This is a genomic window from Ornithinibacillus salinisoli (assembly GCF_042684965.1).
Lineage (GTDB): Bacteria > Bacillota > Bacilli > Bacillales > Amphibacillaceae > Ornithinibacillus > Ornithinibacillus salinisoli.
Window position 1 is genome coordinate 13,388 of sequence record NZ_JBHUMI010000043.1, and the last position, 19,342, is coordinate 32,729.

The following is a 19,342-nucleotide window of genomic DNA, read 5'->3' on the forward strand; positions in this document are numbered from 1 at the left end:
GCTACAGAATCTTGGACTGTCTCTTAGCGGCCTCGGAAAGTGAGGTTTCTGCATGGAGCGATAATATAGCTCTAATTCAAAAAGAGTGGGAGAGCAAGCCCATAAGAAGGAAATGAGTTTATGTAAATCACTATTAAAATGCATTACTCAAAAGATATTTTTTTGAAAAAAGCCTATAAAATACTCAGAGGTTTTCTCTGAGTATTTTATATCAATTTTTATCACTAACGAACATAAAAGCTAGCTCCATCAATAATCTCAATTTCCGGATAGTCTTGTAATTCATTCATCAGTTTAATTAACGCTTCATCTTTTTGTTTTGCTTCGATCATACAATCTATTTTGGGAACCGTACCCTTTATACGGTTTAAAAATTCTATAAACAACTTACTATCTACATAATCCGCATGCGCTCGAAACTTATCTTCCGACCTGGGACTAGAAATATGCATCTTTATCGGTAATGATGAAGTACTCCATGTATTCATTATATTATCCCAATAATCGTACCAATGTGATGATTCATGGTTTGCCATGTGATGATGCAAATCAAATACTAGAGGAATACCTAACTTTTCACAGAGATATAGTGTTTCTACTAAAGTGAAGGTTTTATCATCATTTTCCAGAATGATCATCCGTTGCAGATCGGTAGGAATCAATCCCCAGTTATGAACAAACTGCTCTAATGCTTTCTCTTTATTGCCATACCCCCCACCAACATGCATGACACAACGATGCACTGGATCAATCCCCATTCCCTTTAATATTCGATAATGCATACGTAATGTCTTCAACGAATTTTTCAGGACAACCGATTTTTGTGAATTAACTATCACGAAATGATCAGCGTGAAAATCTACACGCATTGTAGGATGATCATCCAAATAATCTTTGATGTTTTGCAATGAATTGGAAAGTGCATCCATATAATCCCAGTCTTCTATGTCTGGATGATCTGCAAGCGGAATTAGTTTTGAAGAGATACGGTAAAACAAAATATCGCTAGCAACATTATATTTTATTAAACGTAAGCAGTTATTTATATTTTCTTCTGCAATTTGTACTAACTTACGAATTGCAGCATCTCGATCATCAAGCTTTGAAAAACGACTGTATGTCATCGTTTTCGATGTTGAACTGTTTTTTAAGTTTACACTAATCGCTGAATAACCCAGCCTAACAAACGTCAATAGGAAAACTCCCTTTTCATATTTATATTAAAAGTATTCCCATAGTTAGTGATATGAATTTAACAAAAAAAAAAACAGCACCTCCAATTGGAGATGCTATTTTTTATTAATAGGTTACCGCGCTATATGCATTAATCACACCATAACGAACATAATAACCGCTTCCTGACATGCTATCTGTCGTATTCTGAATTGCCGATCGAACTTGTGCATTACTTCTTCCTTGCCCTGTCAACAATGCAGCTTGCCCTGCAACAAAAGGAGATGCCATGGATGTACCTGACATATAGACATAGCTATTCCCTGGATAGGTTGAAGCAATATCAACTCCTGGTGCAGCTACATCGACCCAGGTTCCCCAGTTGGAGAAACTTGCCTTGTTATTATATCGATCGACAGCACCAACAGCAATAGCATTGGCATAAGATGCAGGTTGAAATTGTTGTGATGTACCATCATTACCTGCAGCCGCAACAACGACTGAACCGCTATTCCATGCGTAATTAACAGCATTCTCTAATGTTTGTGTGTCACATGCACAGCCAAGAGAAAGGTTGATGACCTCAGCATCATTATCCGCAGCATAACGAATACCATTTGCGATATTTGCTAAGGAACCACTTCCATTTGCATCTAATACACGAACAGCAAGAATTCGGGTGTTCGGTGCCATTCCTGCAATACCAGTACCATTATTTGTCTCTGCTGCAGCAATACCAGCTACGTGGGTACCATGACCATTTGCATCTGATGGTGTATAATCCCTGTCAACAAAATCATAACCACGTATCGTTTTACCATCTAGATCTGGATGGTTGTAGTCCACTCCTGTATCCAAAACGGCAATTTCTTGACTTGAAGTTCCTCTTGCAACATCCCAAGCAGAATTTGCCGATGTATTAAATAGACCATACTGATAGGACGGGCTAAAATACGTATCGTTTGGTGACCATGCCGCCTTCAATATATAGTTAGGCTCAGCATACTCCACATTCTTGTTATTACTTAATGCATGGATTACTTCCTTTACATTACCAACTTCTAAAACTAAAAACGGCGAATTAACTACATCAGGGGCTGGTTGTACTTTAGCTTCAACACTTTGCAATATTTGCTCCTGCGTACTTAAGGAAACTTTCTCTTTGAACTTTACGACTACTTCACCTTCAACATAAGCATTTTTTTCTACCGATTCATTAACAGGGATCTTTTCAACATTGGCCTGTAACAAATCGGTTTCCTCATCAGCAAAACTCACCAATGGGAAAAGTAAAAATAAAACAACAAACACCAAGCTACTAAACAGTTTCGACTTCATAAAACTCCTCCTTCTTTTCTACTTTAAAATGTATATTGCGGACAATAATGCCTTATGTGTAAATCCAAGCTTGCGTTATATTGGGAAATATAGAAGGAAGGACAATCAAATATCGTAAACTTATTACCTATATTTTCTAAAAATAGGAAAACAAAGAAAAACCCTTATCAGATAAGGGTTTATGCTAATGGATTAATCGTACTAGTTTCCAAGGACCCGATACCAACGGACCATTTCAGGTCTAATGCCCTATTTCAGCGAGTTTCATTTTAATCCAAAAGAAAGAGCCTGTCTTTGCGACAAGCTCTAATTACTTCTATTCTTTTTTACTTCATCCACTAAATAATGAACAAATACATCATCTCTTACTAACCATGCTTCGTAATTCCGTTTTAGATACATTTCCGCTTCTTCATAACTGAAGAATTTCTCATCCATAAGTCGCTCATTTATTTTAACTTGCCACTTCTCATCTTGTACCGGATATATAAAGAAAAGATTTTCTGTCCGGTCTTGATACATTGACCCAAAAGTTGATTGTTTCAAATTAAAACGGTTTCGTCTTGCATCTTCACGTAACGGTTCTAATTGAAAGGTATCTAATACAAATTGCCGGTATGCTTCCTCAGTTAATGAGCACCCTGATGCTTTAGCGTGACCACCTCCACCGAATTTTCCAGCAACTTTAGAAACATCAACATGATCATGAATGGTGCGGAATCCTGCCCGTTTTGCACCAATATTAAGAATAACAATATAATCTAAGTGAGGATTATCTTTTCCGAGTTCATTTCCCAGTTCGGAATGATAGGATTCAGCATAAACAATACCAGCATAGTAACCTTCAATCTCCGCTTGGACTAGCTCTCTTCTCTTCCTACGGATATAACGATCCGTCTTAGTTTCCTCCATATCCAAAATCTTTTGTTCAAAGGAATCAAATTGGAAATGATCACTATGTAGTAATCTTTCCATCATTTTGTCTTCAAATTCGTCTATTGAAATAAGATAAAATAGGGCATTTAATCGTTGTGCTTCCTGATTATCATTTTTTTCCCATTCCCATGTATCGTATTGCCTAACTAGTTCAACATATTCAGCTATGGTTTCAGAGGGCTCCAAATGGTTCTGCAGGACAAGATATTCGTACAATAAGGAGGTTGCAGAATGCAACTTTCCTTCTTCACCTTCAACAAGTACCTGTCCCCAATCATATTCATTGAAATGTAGTGCCGTTTTATGATGATCAATTAGTTGTAACTTGCCCCCTTTTTGAAAAAAATCGTCCAGCCTTTTTTCATTTTCTTCATTAACAGATAAATCTGTGATGATTAAAAATGTGTTTTTATCTCCTTTATCTAGAAACCACTCTACTTCACGATCTAACCCAGACACCGAGTTATAGCGAACATGAACTTCCTTTCCAAAGGCAAGCTTTGCTAATATTCCACAACTTACCCCGTCCAAATCATTATGTGACAACAGTTTATACATATAACTCACCTCTTTTAGTAGTATGGTTTTTAATTGGAAAAATATCGAGTAAAACGTAACTTTTCATTTCATACATTACATAATGTGGAATTTGAAAATGCGTATTAATTTCGTTTGTTAATCAAAACTATAAATGGCTTTCTTATTGGAGAGCAATAATTCACTTTAAAGGATGATAATCATGAATAACCGTGGGATGATGACTTCTATCATAACTGTTGGAGCTGCAGGTGCTGCTATATATGGTATTACAAGAGGAATACAAAATGGAACATTTCAACGCATACCACAAACCGTTTCCAATGCGATGAATAACCAAACTGTTCAACAATGGACAAAACCTTTGCAAAACATGATGAACCAAAATGGACAGCAAGGACAGCAAGGTATGAATATGGCGAATGATCAACAGAGTACGAATATGGATACCGGTGACCAAAGTTTGCAAGAGCAAATGACAAATGATACAAAACAGTGGTAGTTTACGGAATCATTTACGAAGAAACTAATTATAAAATACCCCTCATAACAAATGGCCTGCACAAATAGCGCAGGCCATACTTTTATAGATATTCTTTTTCTAATTGCTTCGTACTTCTAATTGTGTCAATTGGACGAACCATTTGTTCAATTTTTTCACGGTCGGACTCTAAAAATGGTGGCAATGATAATTTTTCCCCAAGGGTCTCATATGGTTCATCTCCCATAAACCCTGGTCCATCGGTTGCAAATTCAAACAAGATTTGCGGTGCAACTCTCACGTACAATGAACCAAAGAAAAAGCGATCAACAAAGCCAGAGGTCTGGAAGCCAAAACTACGCATTCGCTCGTCCCATTCTTTTAACACATTACGATCTTCTACCCTAAGTGCAGCATGATGAACAGTACCATAACCCTGCATCGCTTGTGGTAGTACTGGATTATATTCCACTACGATTCGAGCTCCATTTCCACCTTCTCCTACTTCAAATAAGTGGAATGAACCATTTTCAGCAATTTCTTTATATTGAAGTACCTTCTCCAACATTTCTTTGAAATAATCAAAGTTTGCAACACGCACATGAATTGGTCCTAAACCAATAATTGCATATTCTAGTGGGATTGGCCCTTTTTGCCAAGGTGTGCCTGAAGTAACTCCATCTAGATTTTCATCGGATATTAATTGATATTGCTGATCATCAAAATCAACAAAATTTAGTACTTTTGTCCCGAACTGATCTTTTATACCAGTATGCTTTACTTCGTAACGATCAAAGCGTTTAACCCAATAATCTAAGGCAACATCACTAGGAACCCGAAAAGATGACTTGTAAATTTCATTCGTTCCATGTGATCCTTTTGGAATGCCCGGGAAATCAAAAAAAGTCATGTCTGTACCAGGACTTCCGGTATCATCCGCGAAAAACAAATGATAGGTTTGAATATCATCCTGATTCACGGTTTTCTTCACTAAACGCATTCCTAACACATATGTGAAAAACTCATAGTTTTTTTCGGCACTGCTTGTTATAGCTGTAACATGATGCATTCCTTTTAATCCATTCATTATATAACCTCCGATATTCCTATTGACACTGCACAGCTGAAGAAATGAGCTTTCTCGCTTTAAGTTCTGCAAAGAAAACGATAGGAAAATTATCTTTAATTAAGATATCTTTAATTCAAGATAAATGTATCATGTTACCTTTCATCTGTCAATATAAAAGCTGGAATATGAACTATGTAGTTTTTTAAACCATTTTTTATCATGTACCAAAAAAAGCCCCTGGCACGCCAGGAGCTTTTAACTTAATCTACTTCATTTAATTTAGCTTCAATCTCTGTCATAATTTCTCCAGCTTCTTCCCAATCTCCATTAGATAGTGCTGCTTGATAAGCATCAAATAACTCGGAAAACTCTCGTAAAGTTTCCTCAGCACCAATTATTGGTTGTCCTGGATCTTCGGAATCCTCAGAATCTGGCTGTTGCTGTTCATCTAGTTCAGCATTTGGATCAACCATTTCAAGAATTCGATTTAGTGCTTTTTCAAAAGTTGCTTCCATTGCAATGTGGTCACCATAGGCGACAATAACCTGTTTCACCTCTGGTAAGGAGGTTTCATTTGCAGATTCGATATAAATCGGTTCGACATATAAAACCGTGTCTTCAATCGGAACAGCAAGTAAGTTTCCTCGGATTACTTCAGATCCACCTTGCGACCAAAGATTCAATTGCTGGGATATATAACTGTCTTGATTAATTCTATTTTCAATTTGTTGTGGACCATAAATGTTCTTTTGTTTCGGGAATTGGTAGACAAACAATTCACCATAGTTATCTCCATCGTTACGTACACCCATCCAAGCAATCATATTCTGTCTGTTTTTTGGGGTATACGGCATCATTAATACAAATTCTTCTTTATCGTATTCAGGAAGCTTCATCGTTATATAATACGGATTCATTGGAATTTCTTCCTTATTATAATAATTTTCGGTTGGAAATTCCCATCTATCTTCCCGATTATAGAATACTTCCAGATTTGCCATATGGTATGTTCCATACATAGATGCTTGAATCGTAAATAGTTTTTCCGGATAACGGAAATGAGATTTCACATCTTCTGGAATCTCATCTGTAAATAGTTCTGGAAACATATTTTGATACGTCATTAATAATGGGTCATCCGGATTAACAACGTAGAAATTAACTTCACCAGTATAAGCATCAATCATAACCTTTACGGAATTTCGGATATAATTTTCTTGATATTGATGTGGTTCTGCATAAGGGTAACGTTCAGCTGATAAATAGGCATCTATAATCCAAGCTAAACTTCCGTCTTCCCGAACAATAATATATGGATCATCGTCATACGAGAAAAAAGGTGCAATTTGATTTACTCGATCCATAATATTACGTGTTGCTAATAACTGACTTTCCTCTGTTAATTGATCAGATACCAACATTCGGAAAGAACCTTCACTAAATGCAAATAGTAAACGATTTATTCCTTTTAATGGAATTCCAGAGTCACCTTCAAAACGACTAGAAACATTTTCATCTCCAGCAGGATAATCAAATTCATCAACCTTGCTATTTACTATTACATTTTGATATGGCTGTTCACCAAAATATATTTGTGGTTTTTCATTTTCCAAAACACCTTCTGGCGGTAAGTTTTCCATCATAAATTTCGGCTGCCCCTGAGATGTTATTTCATTAACATGACTCATGGACACGCCATAACCATGTGTATAACGAAGATTTTGATTGACCCAAGTTTGCGCTTGTGATGGAAGATCAACGGTACTTAATTCTCTTGCACCAACAAATACCTGTTGATATTCTCCATCAATCTCATATCGATCAACATCGATGTCATTGAAATTATAATACGTTCTAAAAGTCTGTTTTTGGTTATACACATCAAGAATTGGTCTCGTATCATTAATACGCATATTATTAATCGTTAAAGCATTTCTTTCAATCATTTCTTGATCCAATGAATTATTACCTGGATGTTCCTGCTCTACAATATGATCTAGGTCATAAGCAGCTTTGGTAAAGTCCAAGTTGTGTTGTAAGTACGGACTTTCCTTAGAAAACTCATTTGGTGACACAATGAAATTTTGTACAACTACTGAAGTTAATTGACCTCCAATAACAAGAACTACATATCCAACAACTGGTATTGCCATGGACTTTAGTCTACCCTTAGTAATGGCAACAATTAACCATATAGTTCCAAGAATTGCCGCACCAGCCAAAACATATGCTTTAGGAATATTAATTACTTCATCCGTATAACTTAATCCGTGAACGACACTTTCCTGAAAAATATTTACTTGATTCGTTAATAATGTCTCATACGGTGCTAATACATGTAATCCAGCTAATAATAACCCAATAAATCCTAAAGTAATCCCCATGTGCAATTGAGCTGAACGACTCATCCGATACATGTGAAATGCGGAATAAAAGCCAATTTCTGTTAATAAAAAGAAAATCCCTAGTCCTAGTAAGACATTTAAAATAAACTTAATAAATGGTAATACGAATAAATAAAAAGATATATCCATGTTAAAGTATGGGTCCGTCTCCCCAAATGAAGCATAATTCAATAACTTCAATGCCGGCTCCCATCCAAATCCCTGGATAATCGAACTACCGATAAGTCCAACAAATAGAGCTGCTCCTGAAATAATTAAATTACTGATTTTCCGACTCTGAATAAATGGCGGAAGCTGATTACCATGGAAATGCCCCAAGTAGGAACGACGAATCCATGATAAAGTAATAAAAGAAAGCACAAAATAGAGGATAAATCCAATAACTCCCAATACTACTTTACTACCAAACACCGAAGTAAAAACAGTTCCAAATCCAAGCGAGTCCATCCAAATGTATTCCGTAATCCATTGTGAGGCAATAAGCCCAGCAATGAGAAGGACGATAATTACTCCGAGGAAAACTCCAACTCGGTTCATGATTCTTTTAAGCTTTGCAACTTGTTCTTTCGACATACTGTCTTTATTATTAAAATCCAATATTGATCCCCCTAAAATTTCTCTTATTCATACCTAGTCTATCATACCAAAAAACTGAGAATCTTTCTTTTCTAATCCTACGTTTGGAAAGATTAAAAGGTTTCATATAATATTTAATCCAGTAAATAATATAAGAAACTTTAGGTAGAGGTGACATACCGGTGAAAAAAACTTACCTTAACATATCAAATGTCAACATATATTGTGAGTATACCTTAAGCGAGAAACCACCAATATTTCTTATTCACGGCTTTGTATCTTCTACCCATACATTCCATCGCTTAATCCCCTATTTAGCAAAGCAATTTTCCATTATTGCTATTGATCTACCTGGGTTTGGCCGTAGTGAAAAATCAAAAACCTTTATTTATTCCTATAGTAATTATGCAGATTTAGTTATCCAATGCATGGATCATTTCAAACTAGAAAGTGTGTATATGGTTGGACATTCAATGGGTGGACAAATTGCATTAAATACAGCATTAAAAGTACCAAATCGTATCAATAAATTAGTTTTATTATCAAGTTCTGGCTATTTACAACCTGCTAACAAGTGGTTGATTTTTGCTTCCTATTTGCCTTTTTTCCACTTATTTGCTAAACGCCACATTCAAAAGAATGGCGTAAGAGAGACATTAGAAAATGTATTATACGATCACTCCTTCATTACGAAAGAGCTAATTGAGGAGTACAAAAGACCAATAGATGAAAAAGATTTTTCAAGATCCCTTGTCCGATTTGTTCGATATCGTGAAGGTGATTTACCATCAGAACAATTAAAAAAAATCAAAATACCTTCCCTACTAATCTGGGGTACCGAAGATAAAGTCGTATCGCTTCGTATCGGCAAAAGACTTGCAAAAGACCTAGCACATACAAAATTGATTACGTATGAAAAAACGGGACATTTACTTACAGAAGAACGACCAACTGAAATTTATGAGCAAATAACTTCTTTTATTCATCACGAAGGAAACTAGCTAAATAATCCATGAATGCCCACGACACTTTTTTATCATTTGCATACAGTATAGTGTAAATGCTGAAAAAGGAGTGAAAAAATGGCTTCAAATAAAGATAAATTACCGAATCGTTTTGACATCGATATGACACCATTGCATGACTTTATGCGGCAGATGGACTCTTTTTTTAATAATTCCTTTAGACACATCAATTCCCAGTTTCACCTAAGACCGTTTTGGGTAGATGTACGTGAAACAGACTCCAAATTTATCGTTGAAGCTGAGCTGCCAGGTTATAAACGTGATCAAATCGAACTTGAAATAATCGGTAACCAATTAAGAATAGGTATTGAAGACAATGCAATTATGGAAGAAAAGAATGAGGAGGATACCTACTATAATAAAAAACAATCTTTTCAGAAGAGAGAACGTGTAGTTACATTACCTTTTGAAATACCAAAAAGAGAAACAAAAGCTTCTTTTAATGATGGATTATTGCAAGTAACGATACCAAAAAAACATTCCCAACGAAAGTATTTAGACATTGATTGAATTAATTTGAATGCCGGTATTCCATGAGGTGGAGAATACCGGCATTTTTTTCTTCCTATCCAATTCGTAAAGCCTATATATCTTTTTCCATCAAGGTAGTGACATCATGAAAACCTAATTTTTTGTACAGTTTTTTAGCTGAATTTCCTGCAAACACATTTAACTGAACCTTTCGTATTCCCTCTTCTTTCAAATGGTGAAATGCTACTTTACATAACTTCTCTGCAATTCCTTTATGACGATATGGCGGTAACACGTATAATTCAGGAATCATTCCAACTAACTCATCCGTATAAAAGTCATACATCTTCCCTACTCCAATCCACCCTTGAATAGCTTGATTAGATTCATGAATTAAATAATATCCACCTTCTGCTAGAATGGGACCCATGATTTGATACGCTTTTTCTAGATTTGGTTCCACAAACCCCATGGCCGACTCATGTAACACGACTAAAGCATAATCTAGAATTTCTTGCGTCTCTTCATCCGTCGCTTTTCTGATCCTCACCTCGCATTAATCTCCTTTCACATAACCATGTTCTCAGTTAACTCATTAAATCGCACACCTAAAAATCCTATAACCTAATACTTCTTTATACTTTTGCGTCAAATATTCATGTTGTTTAAGAATGTCAAAATACATTGGATCCATATTGTCTGAGAGTAAAAAATCTGGTGCAAGATCTGGATCATTTTGATCAAATTCCAGTGGATAAGATAGAATACTTCTGTTCTGAAAACCAGCACGTTGAAATAATGAATCCCAATCTTCTACCGTTAACAGTTGGGATACACGATAAAAATCTTGAATTTCTTGTTTTTCATCATTGGATACTTCATTTTCCAAAACCATTTCAATTGCAAGAACTATACCGTTACTTGTCAACACACGTTTCATCTCGGGTATGGTTAAGGAAGCGTCTGTAAATGCGATAACCGATTCTGAGAGAACTATATCAAATACGTTGTCATCAAATGGTAGTTTTTCCGTACTTCCATGAACAAAATCAATGGTTATATTATGCGTCAAGCATCGCTGTCTAGTTTTTTTTATCATTGTTTGGTGATTATCCACACCTGTTACACAGCACCCATACTTCTCGGAAATATATAATGAGGTTCGTCCTGTACCACAACCAGCGTCTAGAACCTTTGTTGAATTTTGAATTTCTTCTTTAGATAATATTTTTTTGGTTAAGGATAGTCCTCCTGGATGAGCACCACCTACACCTAGTTCTGCTAAACAATCCATATAGGAGTATTTCATTTCATGTCCCGCCCTGCTTATTATGAGAATACATCATTTTATGATAATCGACTTCAATTGTTTCCACGTGTGTTAGCGCTTAAAGAATTGTGAGATCATCGGGCTCACCTGACCATATATGCTATTGATTTGTTTTGCAGTGGTTGTAATTTTTTCAAAATCGAAGTTTCCGTTAGTATCTTGAAACATGGATAGTAAATGAGGTCTAGTTTGTTGCTGTCCTGGAAATGGGGGTCTCCGAGGAGGCATTGGTCGGTATGGTGGCATCGGTCGTCCTGGTCTTCCTGGAAACATATTTCACACCTCCTAAATTACAATTTATTATATCTTATTCATTCGTATCATTTATGAAAAGGGTCTCTGTCCTAATTGCGGTAAATTTTACTGATACGGATGTAACTAGTAGAAAGACAAAATCATATTGTATTTTAAATGATATGGAATGAGAGGTGTGCCGATGAGTATTATCGCAACTGATCAATGGTTACTTGAATCATACGAAACCCCATTAGAACTCTGTAAGAAACTAGAACAATATTTTGAGGATGCAGCTGCAGTAGATATATACCCATACCTCACTAATAATGGAATGTACCGACATCCCCATCCATTTGATGGTGGAAAAGAATTAGTTGAAGAATATCGAAGTAAACAAATATGGAAAATTATTAAACAGGATGAAAGGAAGCTTCGTCATTTATGGAAAGGACCGGATATTCCTATAATTATCTTGCCAGCAGATACCACTAACAGAAAGCTGAGTGAAGATTATAACGGAAAATCTGGATTAGCTTTTCATGATAAATTATTTTTATTTGTGTCCCCAACTAACACAGAAAAAGACATAAAATCATTGTTTACTCATGAGTACAACCACATATGCCGTTTATCGCAATATAAAAAGAAGGAAAAGGATTATAGACTATTAGATTCCATCATATTAGAAGGATTAGCTGAAAATGCTGTACAGGAACGATTCGGTAACCAATACACAGCTGCTTGGACATCCTACTATACTGATGATGAATTAGAAAGAATGTGGGAAAGAATTATTCTCCCTCATAAAAACCTTTCCAAATTGCACCCAAATCACACTGTGTTATTATATGGGCAGAATTTCCACCCTAAAATGATCGGTTATTGTGTTGGGTACTATTTAGTTACTAAGTATGTATCCGAAAAAGGTTTATCAAGTAAAGATCTTCTTGAAATCCCCTCGGAAGAAATTGCTAATATTAAATAGAAAGGCTATTTCAAAGAGAATGTTGCTTTTTTCAAGTAATGAATATTAATGAGTGTTTGCGAAGTAACTGCAACGTGTTTTCCGCTGCGGCAATCGCTTTCCGCGGGCGGGGAACGCGAAGAGGCAAAGAAAACACATGGATAGGAGAAGTATGGAAACGGACAATTCTTCCCTTATTTGTGACAAAATTGGGTAATAAAGGGGTTTCTAGGACATCTGTTCCGTTATTAACCGGAATGACAGGTATTCTGGTATGAATTAGAGCAAATAACGTACTTGATGTCCGATTACATTTTCAAATGAGATTATTTTACGAAATAACGTACGCCATGTCCGCACCGTTAACCCCCTACTCCAAGCGAAGACGATAAGACCCCACAGGAGCGAGAGAACTACTTGATTAAATTTCTTTTTTTCCCTTGCGTCGTGGTAGCCTAGTGCGAAGCATTACTAGAAGATACGAGCGAGGAGGCTTATCGTGAGCCCGCAGGAGTCGAAGTGAATTTCCAGAGCGATGAGCCTATGCTTCGCATTTTATAAAAAAAACTCCAACAAACTATGTGAGAATGGTCAATAAAAAACTTAATCATGCCCAAAATCCTGTTTTCTAGGATAGTATCCATTACGCCACCTATAAAAACACATACATTAATAACAAACTATTATGGGAGGTGTCGGATTTATGAGTGGTGCTGGAGCAGGTTATGGTTATGGAGCAGGATTTGCCTTAATCGTAGTCTTATTCATTCTTTTAATCATTATTGGTGCATCTTATGGCGGTTACGGGTATTAATCAAAATACCTAAGGTCTTAACAATTCATTAGGAGGTTTTTTTATGTCATTTGGTTATGGTGGTTATGGCGCCGGTGCTGGTGCTGGTGCTGGGTATGCAGGTGGCGGCTATGGCGCTGGCGGCGGATTTGCGTTAATTGTTGTCTTATTTATCCTTCTCATCATCGTAGGGGCAGCCTGGTTATAGGTTCATAGTACCTTAGTCTGTTTGCACAGTCACTTTGGTGGCTGTGCATCTATCCCTTACGATGAGGACATGCTTTCATCGAAAAAAATATCCCATACATAATTTGTATGGGATGCAAACAATTCACCATATATTAATAAACGAAAGAGGTAAACAAACTATGAGTAAACATCATTTAAATACAGTTAAGAGCTTACCAGAAAAACCATGGTAGTAAGGCAAGTGTACCAATCGCACCTAGAGCGATTCCTATACCAAGACCACCAAATCCAAAACCTGGTCCGTAAAAACCATATCCAAAGCCACCCAGATTTCGAGGACCACCATCCATGGGCTGTAAATAAACTTTTTGTTGGTTAACATGGTTAATAATTCCCCGGTGTACTCTCCCATCCTTCGTTCTTATTTCAACTGCTCTACCTCTATGACGGTTACATAAATCATAATAATGTGCAGACATCCTTTCACCTCCATTTTTTCCTGAGCTATATGACATTGTATGTTTATCAGTAGTTTATCGTAATGGATAAATGCATTAGGGTATTAGTGGAAGAAATCAGTAATAGAAGAAGCCCAAATTCGGGAATTTGGGACAGTGTCCTATATCAATATAGGTTAGGTATCATATAGTAATAACAAATGACACATGGAGGTGTTATTTGATGAGTGAAGCTGTTGCTGGAGCAGGAGTAGGCTATGGCGGAGGTTTCGCATTAATTGTAGTGCTGTTTATTCTATTAATTATTGTCGGAACAGCTTACGTTGGTTATTAATCTCACCAAGAATTAATTATCATAAGGAGGGTTTTGTATTATGTCATTCGGATATGGTCAACAATGTGGATATGGCTATGGAGCACCAGTAGGAGGAGTAGGCTATGGCGGTGGTTTCGCACTTATCGTCGTATTGTTTATCCTTCTAATCATTGTAGGTGCAGCTTGGCTGTAGGCTCAACCTAATTTGGGATCATAGCAGTCTAATCGACTGTTATGATTCTTTCCCATTCCTTGGGAAACATTTCATACTCATTAATCCCACATCAATTAATAGGAAAGAGGTTGGTTTTCGAACCAGCCTCTTTCCTTTTATTAATCCAAGCAATGCATGAGCTTTTCAACTTGATCCCACGGAACTGTATACCCTTGACCTCTTGCACAAAAAATGGAACTAGAGACGTACAATGGATCTGCATCCTTCTGATATCCAATTTGCTGCAACACTTCCTCCGTATTATGACAGTAGTCATAACCAGAAAACCGAAGACTAATCATTCCTTTACCATGTGTAAAAGAAGCTAGATCTACTTGATAATTCATAAAATTAATTACGGGAACTTTTCCGATTATAGTTACTTTATCTCCTGTGGTTTTTGGTGGTTCAAAAGATCCATGTGCTTGCTGGATATCAGACAATACCCTCCCAACTTCATCTTGTCCGACTTTTATATTAAACTGATAATATGGCTCTAATAACATATTGTTTGCTTTCTCTAGTCCTTGTCGTAAGGCACGAAATGTTGCTTCACGAAAATCCCCGCCTGATGTATGTTTATGATGACCTCGTCCGGTTAATAGTGTAATTCTTACATCTGTGAGTGCTGATCCCGAAAGTATTCCATGGTGATCTCTCTCGAACAAATGACGCTGAATTAAATGCTGGTTACCGATTGACAAATCATTCGTGTGACAATTATTCGTAAATACGATACCGCTATTCCTTGGAGCGGGTTCAATTTTAAGGTGGACTTCTGCATAATGCTTAAGAGGTTCAAAATGACCATACCCAACGACAGTAGATTCAATCGTTTCCTTGTAAAGTATCTTAGGCTCCTCAAGCCCGATGTCATAATGAAACCTCTCTTTTACTAGCTTTTTTAACACCTCTAGTTGAATCATACCCATGACATGAATATAGATTTCTTGAAAATGTTCATCCCAAACAACTTGTAACGAAGGATCCTCTGCATCCAACTTTCGAAAGCATTGCAGCATTTCTTTATTAGAAATAGCAGTATCAAAGATAACCTTAGACTTTAATGTTGGTACTATTTCGAAGCTCACATGATGTATATAGGTTCCTAGCCCCTCTCCAATCACAGCATGAGAGAGACCAACAACCCCAACAAGCTCACCAGCAGAGACCTGTTCAACTGTTCTATAGTGATTTCCGTTATAATTTCTAAGTTGGGTTATTTTTTCTATGATCCGACCCCCTTCAGGTCCATATTCAACTTGATCACGAACCTGTAATGTTCCTTGCAATACTTTTAGAAACGTCACTCTGTTTCCATTATCATCATAACGAATTTTATAAACCCGCCCAGCAAAATCACGCTCGCTAGTATAAGACGTATCTGTTAGTTGATCGATCTTTTCTATAAAATCTTGTATACCTATATCCTTTAATGCCGAACCATGGGAACATGCATAGATTTGGTTTTCCTTAATAAGTTGTTTACACGATGAAAACCATCGATCGGCATCATATCCGCGATCCATAAATGTGTCAAATAATACTTCGTCTCGCTCTGCAATAAACTCAATTAATTCTTGATTCATATCCCTCATTGATAAGGAAGTAGAGATGTCGACAACATCCTTCGTTAAATTTGCACGAATTTCATCTATTACCTTTTCGACATTGGCACCTTCTCGATCTGTTTTATTAATAAAAATGAAAGTGGGAACTTGGTGTTTGCGCAGTAGTTGCCAAACGGTTTCTGTATGTCCTTCCACACCTTCAACCGCACTTATGATAATGATTGCATAATCCATCACTTGTATTGCGCGTTCCATTTCTGGAGAAAAATCAACGTGACCAGGTGTATCAATTAAATAATAAATGGAATCATTATAAGGGAATATCGCCTGGTCTGCGAAAACAGTAATCCCTCTATCCCGTTCAATTTGATGACTATCGAGAAATGTATCTTTATGATCCACCCGTCCTCGATTTCGAATTGCTTTTGTATGATATAGTAATTGTTCGGAAAATGTCGTTTTACCTGCATCTACATGTGCCAGTACACCGATCGTCTTTTTCATAACGTCACCCTTTATATGTATCTTCATTCTATTATATCAAATGATGGTTGTTCTTGAGTTAGGATTTTTTCCATAAAGGCATCCTTATAGAAACAATCCCCAAATCGGATTACGATTTGGGGATTGTTTCTCACCTAAACCTACACTTCACTTAAATCAAACGATATTACCTTATCTGTCTCAGGGTTGTACGTAACATTACCTCTAAGTGTAATTTGTCCTTGGGGAGATTGTAAAATAAATTCATATGTCTCTTTGGTTTGCGATGGAGATACTTCTGATTTATCAACCGACTTATACTCTGTGACATTCCAATTTGGATAGGCGGTTCGAACAACTTCTATTAAATACTTGCCCCATTTTTCTTCTTCTAAATCTGGCTCAGGAATAATCTCTACATTTATTACTCCAATGGACGGATTAGCACCTAATGCTTCAAAAGCTCTTCGATGTAAGTTAATTCGATTCCCATTTACACCTGCAATTTTATCTACTACGGTTACGATTACTTCTCTTCCTGGGATGGATGGATTTCTCACTTTCATTGATTGACCGCATTGATATGGTGCATTTTCACCGACTGCAACAGTCATATATTCATTCGTTGACCACGGGATTCCACATTGGGTTGTTGGACCACCTTCTGTCCATGTTGCTCTTCCGCTAATGGGTTGTTGACGTAGCCAAGAAATTGAAGAAATGTCATTTAAACCATAGCGATAAGGATAAGCCACATACGGTACCATATAATATGGATACGAATATACTTGTCGATAACCAGGATAATTTGAATACATATTTTTCCTCCTATCTGTAGACTAACCTTAAATAAGATATGCATGGAAAAGGTTGACCCGTGACAAAAGCCGTTACGTGAAACTGCATTATAGCAGTCCGATATTCATCCTAAAAACATACTACATGAATATCAACATATTTTTTCTTTGTTTTGGAAAACTAAAGAAACGATTTTAGAAGGAGGTGAAAAAATGGGAGTCTTAGGTGGAAAGCAAGAAGATGAACCATTACATGCAGGTGAAGTCTTTCATCTCTGGTCTTACTTATTCCATACAAAAGCATTACTAGTTACCATGCAGGTATTCATTAATCATACTGGAGATCATGATTTAAAGACATTTTTAGAAGATCTTTTAGAAAGTGGATTTACCCAAGAGGCTCAGCAGATTGAAGCATTACTAAAAGAAACAGGAATACGACTGCCTCCTGCCCCGCCAGATCGTCCAAATGTTGAAGTTCAAGACATTCCTGCTGGAGCACGATTTAACGAAGCTGAAATTGCTTTATTAGTGCAAAAAGAATTAGTAACTGGAAAAATAACAGGCAGCTATATCATGGGAATTTCAAACCGTGAGGATATTCGTGAAATGATTGGCGATTTTCATGCACAAAGAGAAGAAAACGAAGTCAAGCTTTTACAAATTATGAAAGAAAAAGGTTGGCTAGTCTCTCCACCCATAAATATTAAATAATAGCAATTTGCAAGGAGTAGAGAAAGTGAAGTCCAAAAATAATAGTATGGTTATTGCTGCAATTGGCTCCATTCCACTTATCATGACACTAGGAAATTCCATGTTAATACCGATCTTCCCTGATATGAAATCTTCATTGGATATTTCGCAAATGAAAGTAAGTTTGACAATAACTGTATTCTCCATTGCAGGAGCCATTTTCATCCCTGTAGTCGGTTATCTTTCGGATCGTTACTCTAGGAAGATCATCATCATACCATCTCTCATCCTATTTGGACTTGGTGGACTGTTAGCTGGACTTGCAGCAGCCTTTTTTTCGAATGCATATATTTGGATTCTCATCGGTAGAACAATTCAAGGAATTGGTGCTGCAGGAACTGCTCCTGTAGCAATGGCCTTAACGGGTGATTTATTTAAAGGTGGAGAACAAAGTCGTGTTCTCGGTATTTTTGAAGCATCGAATGGACTAGGAAAAGTATTATCACCTATTATCGGGGCGCTTTTAGGGATAGTTATTTGGCATTCCGTATTTTTTGCTTTTCCTGCACTTAGTCTCCTTTCCTTGTTGCTCGTAATCTTTTTTGTGAAAGAAAAAAGCACCCGGCAGGCACCGCCGCCATTTCGCAAATATGTCCATGGATTACTTAGTGTATTTAAACAGGAAGGGCGATGGTTGTTTACAACTTATCTTGCAGGCGGAGCTTGTCTCTTTACCTTATTCGGGATATTGTTCTTTTTGTCGGATAGATTGGAGACAACTTATTCTATTGATGGTGTCATGAAAGGATTAATATTAGCCATTCCACTGATTGTAATGGTAACGACTTCTTATTTAACCGGAAGTAAAATTGGGAAGAACTTTGAAAAAATGAAAAAACTGCAATTACTGGGATTTTCATTCATGACAATATCCTATGGATCACTCATTTTTATAGAGAAAATCGTCCCCTTTCTTGCTGTTCTTGCCATTAGTAGTGTAGGCGCAGGGTTAATATTACCTTGTGTAAACAGTTTAATTACAGGTGCAGTTGGAAAGGAAAGAAGAGGGTTTGTTACTTCTTTATATGGTTCTGTTCGCTTCTTTGGTGTAGCTTTAGGTCCCCCAATATTTTCTCGACTAATGGACTGGTCACGCACCGGTATGTTCGTAACGCTAGCCACGTTTTCATTACTTATTGGCTTATTAGTACTACTCTTATTACATGTAAAAGGAAAAGATGGAAAGAAAAATAAAAAGACAAAATTCCGATATAAATATGTTTAAT

General features: G+C 36.7%; 20 protein-coding genes and 1 pseudogene. 10 read left to right on the forward strand and 11 right to left on the reverse strand.

What is annotated here, in order from left to right:
• Positions 1 to 224 precede the first annotated feature (224 nt).
• From uvsE to ACFSTA_RS19315, 3 genes are all read right to left on the reverse strand, one after another.
• The gene (gene uvsE, locus ACFSTA_RS19305; RefSeq protein ID WP_377558470.1) at positions 225 to 1,193 is read right to left on the reverse strand and encodes a UV DNA damage repair endonuclease UvsE; all 969 of its coding nucleotides are present in this window, start codon (positions 1,191 to 1,193) and stop codon (positions 225 to 227) included.
• A gap of 106 nt (positions 1,194 to 1,299) precedes the next feature.
• Positions 1,300 to 2,511 carry a S8 family peptidase gene (locus ACFSTA_RS19310; protein WP_377558471.1) on the reverse strand — a complete coding sequence of 404 codons (1,212 nt, stop codon included), beginning with the start codon at positions 2,509 to 2,511 and terminating at the stop codon, positions 1,300 to 1,302.
• Positions 2,512 to 2,817: 306 nt separating this feature from the next.
• Complete coding sequence (locus tag ACFSTA_RS19315; RefSeq protein ID WP_377558472.1) at positions 2,818 to 4,005, reverse strand: DHH family phosphoesterase; 1,188 nt, start codon at positions 4,003 to 4,005, stop codon at positions 2,818 to 2,820.
• Positions 4,006 to 4,186: 181 nt separating this feature from the next.
• Between ACFSTA_RS19315 and ACFSTA_RS19320 the strand changes: the two genes are divergently transcribed.
• Positions 4,187 to 4,486 (forward strand): hypothetical protein, encoded by a 300-nt coding sequence (locus ACFSTA_RS19320; RefSeq protein ID WP_377558473.1) that lies wholly within the window; start codon positions 4,187 to 4,189, stop codon positions 4,484 to 4,486.
• Between the two features lie 82 nt (positions 4,487 to 4,568).
• Here ACFSTA_RS19320 and ACFSTA_RS19325 read toward each other — a convergent pair whose 3' ends face one another.
• A complete protein-coding gene (locus ACFSTA_RS19325) occupies positions 4,569 to 5,552 on the reverse strand; it encodes a ring-cleaving dioxygenase (RefSeq protein WP_377558474.1) in 984 nt (327 codons plus the stop codon).
• Positions 5,553 to 5,794: 242 nt separating this feature from the next.
• On the reverse strand, positions 5,795 to 8,476 hold the full coding sequence (locus ACFSTA_RS19330; protein ID WP_377558517.1) for a UPF0182 family membrane protein: 2,682 nt from the start codon (positions 8,474 to 8,476) through the stop codon (positions 5,795 to 5,797).
• A gap of 221 nt (positions 8,477 to 8,697) precedes the next feature.
• Here ACFSTA_RS19330 and ACFSTA_RS19335 point away from each other — a divergent pair, with 221 nt between their 5' ends.
• Entirely contained in the window at positions 8,698 to 9,516 is an 819-nt protein-coding gene (locus ACFSTA_RS19335) for an alpha/beta fold hydrolase (protein WP_377558475.1), read from the forward strand.
• Between the two features lie 81 nt (positions 9,517 to 9,597).
• Positions 9,598 to 10,050 (forward strand): Hsp20/alpha crystallin family protein, encoded by a 453-nt coding sequence (locus ACFSTA_RS19340; protein ID WP_377558476.1) that lies wholly within the window; start codon positions 9,598 to 9,600, stop codon positions 10,048 to 10,050.
• Between the two features lie 73 nt (positions 10,051 to 10,123).
• Here the strand turns inward: ACFSTA_RS19340 and ACFSTA_RS19345 are convergent, their stop codons facing one another.
• The 3 genes from ACFSTA_RS19345 to ACFSTA_RS19355 form a co-directional block, all read right to left on the reverse strand.
• A complete protein-coding gene (locus ACFSTA_RS19345) occupies positions 10,124 to 10,561 on the reverse strand; it encodes a GNAT family N-acetyltransferase (RefSeq protein WP_377558477.1) in 438 nt (145 codons plus the stop codon).
• A gap of 45 nt (positions 10,562 to 10,606) precedes the next feature.
• Positions 10,607 to 11,320 (reverse strand): class I SAM-dependent methyltransferase, encoded by a 714-nt coding sequence (locus tag ACFSTA_RS19350; protein ID WP_377558478.1) that lies wholly within the window; start codon positions 11,318 to 11,320, stop codon positions 10,607 to 10,609.
• A gap of 72 nt (positions 11,321 to 11,392) precedes the next feature.
• Positions 11,393 to 11,614, reverse strand: coding sequence for a YppG family protein (locus tag ACFSTA_RS19355; RefSeq protein WP_377558479.1), 222 nt, complete (start codon positions 11,612 to 11,614; stop codon positions 11,393 to 11,395).
• Positions 11,615 to 11,777: 163 nt separating this feature from the next.
• Between ACFSTA_RS19355 and ACFSTA_RS19360 the strand changes: the two genes are divergently transcribed.
• The 3 genes and pseudogenes from ACFSTA_RS19360 to ACFSTA_RS19370 form a co-directional block, all read left to right on the forward strand.
• Positions 11,778 to 12,563 carry a DUF2268 domain-containing protein gene (locus ACFSTA_RS19360; protein ID WP_377558480.1) on the forward strand — a complete coding sequence of 262 codons (786 nt, stop codon included), beginning with the start codon at positions 11,778 to 11,780 and terminating at the stop codon, positions 12,561 to 12,563.
• 682 nt (positions 12,564 to 13,245) lie between these two features.
• Complete coding sequence (locus tag ACFSTA_RS19365; protein WP_377558481.1) at positions 13,246 to 13,356, forward strand: YjcZ family sporulation protein; 111 nt, start codon at positions 13,246 to 13,248, stop codon at positions 13,354 to 13,356.
• Between the two features lie 103 nt (positions 13,357 to 13,459).
• Positions 13,460 to 13,543 (forward strand): annotated as a pseudogene (locus ACFSTA_RS19370) (YjcZ family sporulation protein); the annotation flags it as partial.
• Between the two features lie 193 nt (positions 13,544 to 13,736).
• On the opposite strand, the gene ACFSTA_RS19375 reads toward ACFSTA_RS19370, so the two are convergent.
• Positions 13,737 to 14,003: a hypothetical protein gene (locus tag ACFSTA_RS19375; protein ID WP_377558482.1), complete on the reverse strand. Its 267-nt coding sequence runs from the start codon at positions 14,001 to 14,003 to the stop codon at positions 13,737 to 13,739.
• Positions 14,004 to 14,205: 202 nt separating this feature from the next.
• Here ACFSTA_RS19375 and ACFSTA_RS19380 point away from each other — a divergent pair, with 202 nt between their 5' ends.
• Both ACFSTA_RS19380 and ACFSTA_RS19385 read left to right on the forward strand, forming a co-directional pair.
• On the forward strand, positions 14,206 to 14,316 hold the full coding sequence (locus ACFSTA_RS19380; protein WP_377558483.1) for a YjcZ family sporulation protein: 111 nt from the start codon (positions 14,206 to 14,208) through the stop codon (positions 14,314 to 14,316).
• A 40-nt stretch (positions 14,317 to 14,356) separates the two neighbouring features.
• A complete protein-coding gene (locus ACFSTA_RS19385; RefSeq protein ID WP_377558484.1) occupies positions 14,357 to 14,491 on the forward strand; it encodes a YjcZ family sporulation protein in 135 nt (44 codons plus the stop codon).
• 140 nt (positions 14,492 to 14,631) lie between these two features.
• Here ACFSTA_RS19385 and ACFSTA_RS19390 read toward each other — a convergent pair whose 3' ends face one another.
• Both ACFSTA_RS19390 and ACFSTA_RS19395 read right to left on the reverse strand, forming a co-directional pair.
• Positions 14,632 to 16,587, reverse strand: coding sequence for a GTP-binding protein (locus ACFSTA_RS19390; RefSeq protein ID WP_377558485.1), 1,956 nt, complete (start codon positions 16,585 to 16,587; stop codon positions 14,632 to 14,634).
• A 140-nt stretch (positions 16,588 to 16,727) separates the two neighbouring features.
• Positions 16,728 to 17,384 (reverse strand): DUF3889 domain-containing protein, encoded by a 657-nt coding sequence (locus tag ACFSTA_RS19395; protein ID WP_377558486.1) that lies wholly within the window; start codon positions 17,382 to 17,384, stop codon positions 16,728 to 16,730.
• Between the two features lie 192 nt (positions 17,385 to 17,576).
• Between ACFSTA_RS19395 and ACFSTA_RS19400 the strand changes: the two genes are divergently transcribed.
• Together ACFSTA_RS19400 and ACFSTA_RS19405 are read left to right on the forward strand one after the other, a co-directional pair.
• Positions 17,577 to 18,077 (forward strand): DUF3231 family protein, encoded by a 501-nt coding sequence (locus tag ACFSTA_RS19400; protein ID WP_377558487.1) that lies wholly within the window; start codon positions 17,577 to 17,579, stop codon positions 18,075 to 18,077.
• A 46-nt stretch (positions 18,078 to 18,123) separates the two neighbouring features.
• The gene (locus tag ACFSTA_RS19405; RefSeq protein WP_377558518.1) at positions 18,124 to 19,341 is read left to right on the forward strand and encodes an MFS transporter; all 1,218 of its coding nucleotides are present in this window, start codon (positions 18,124 to 18,126) and stop codon (positions 19,339 to 19,341) included.
• Position 19,342 lies beyond the last annotated feature (1 nt).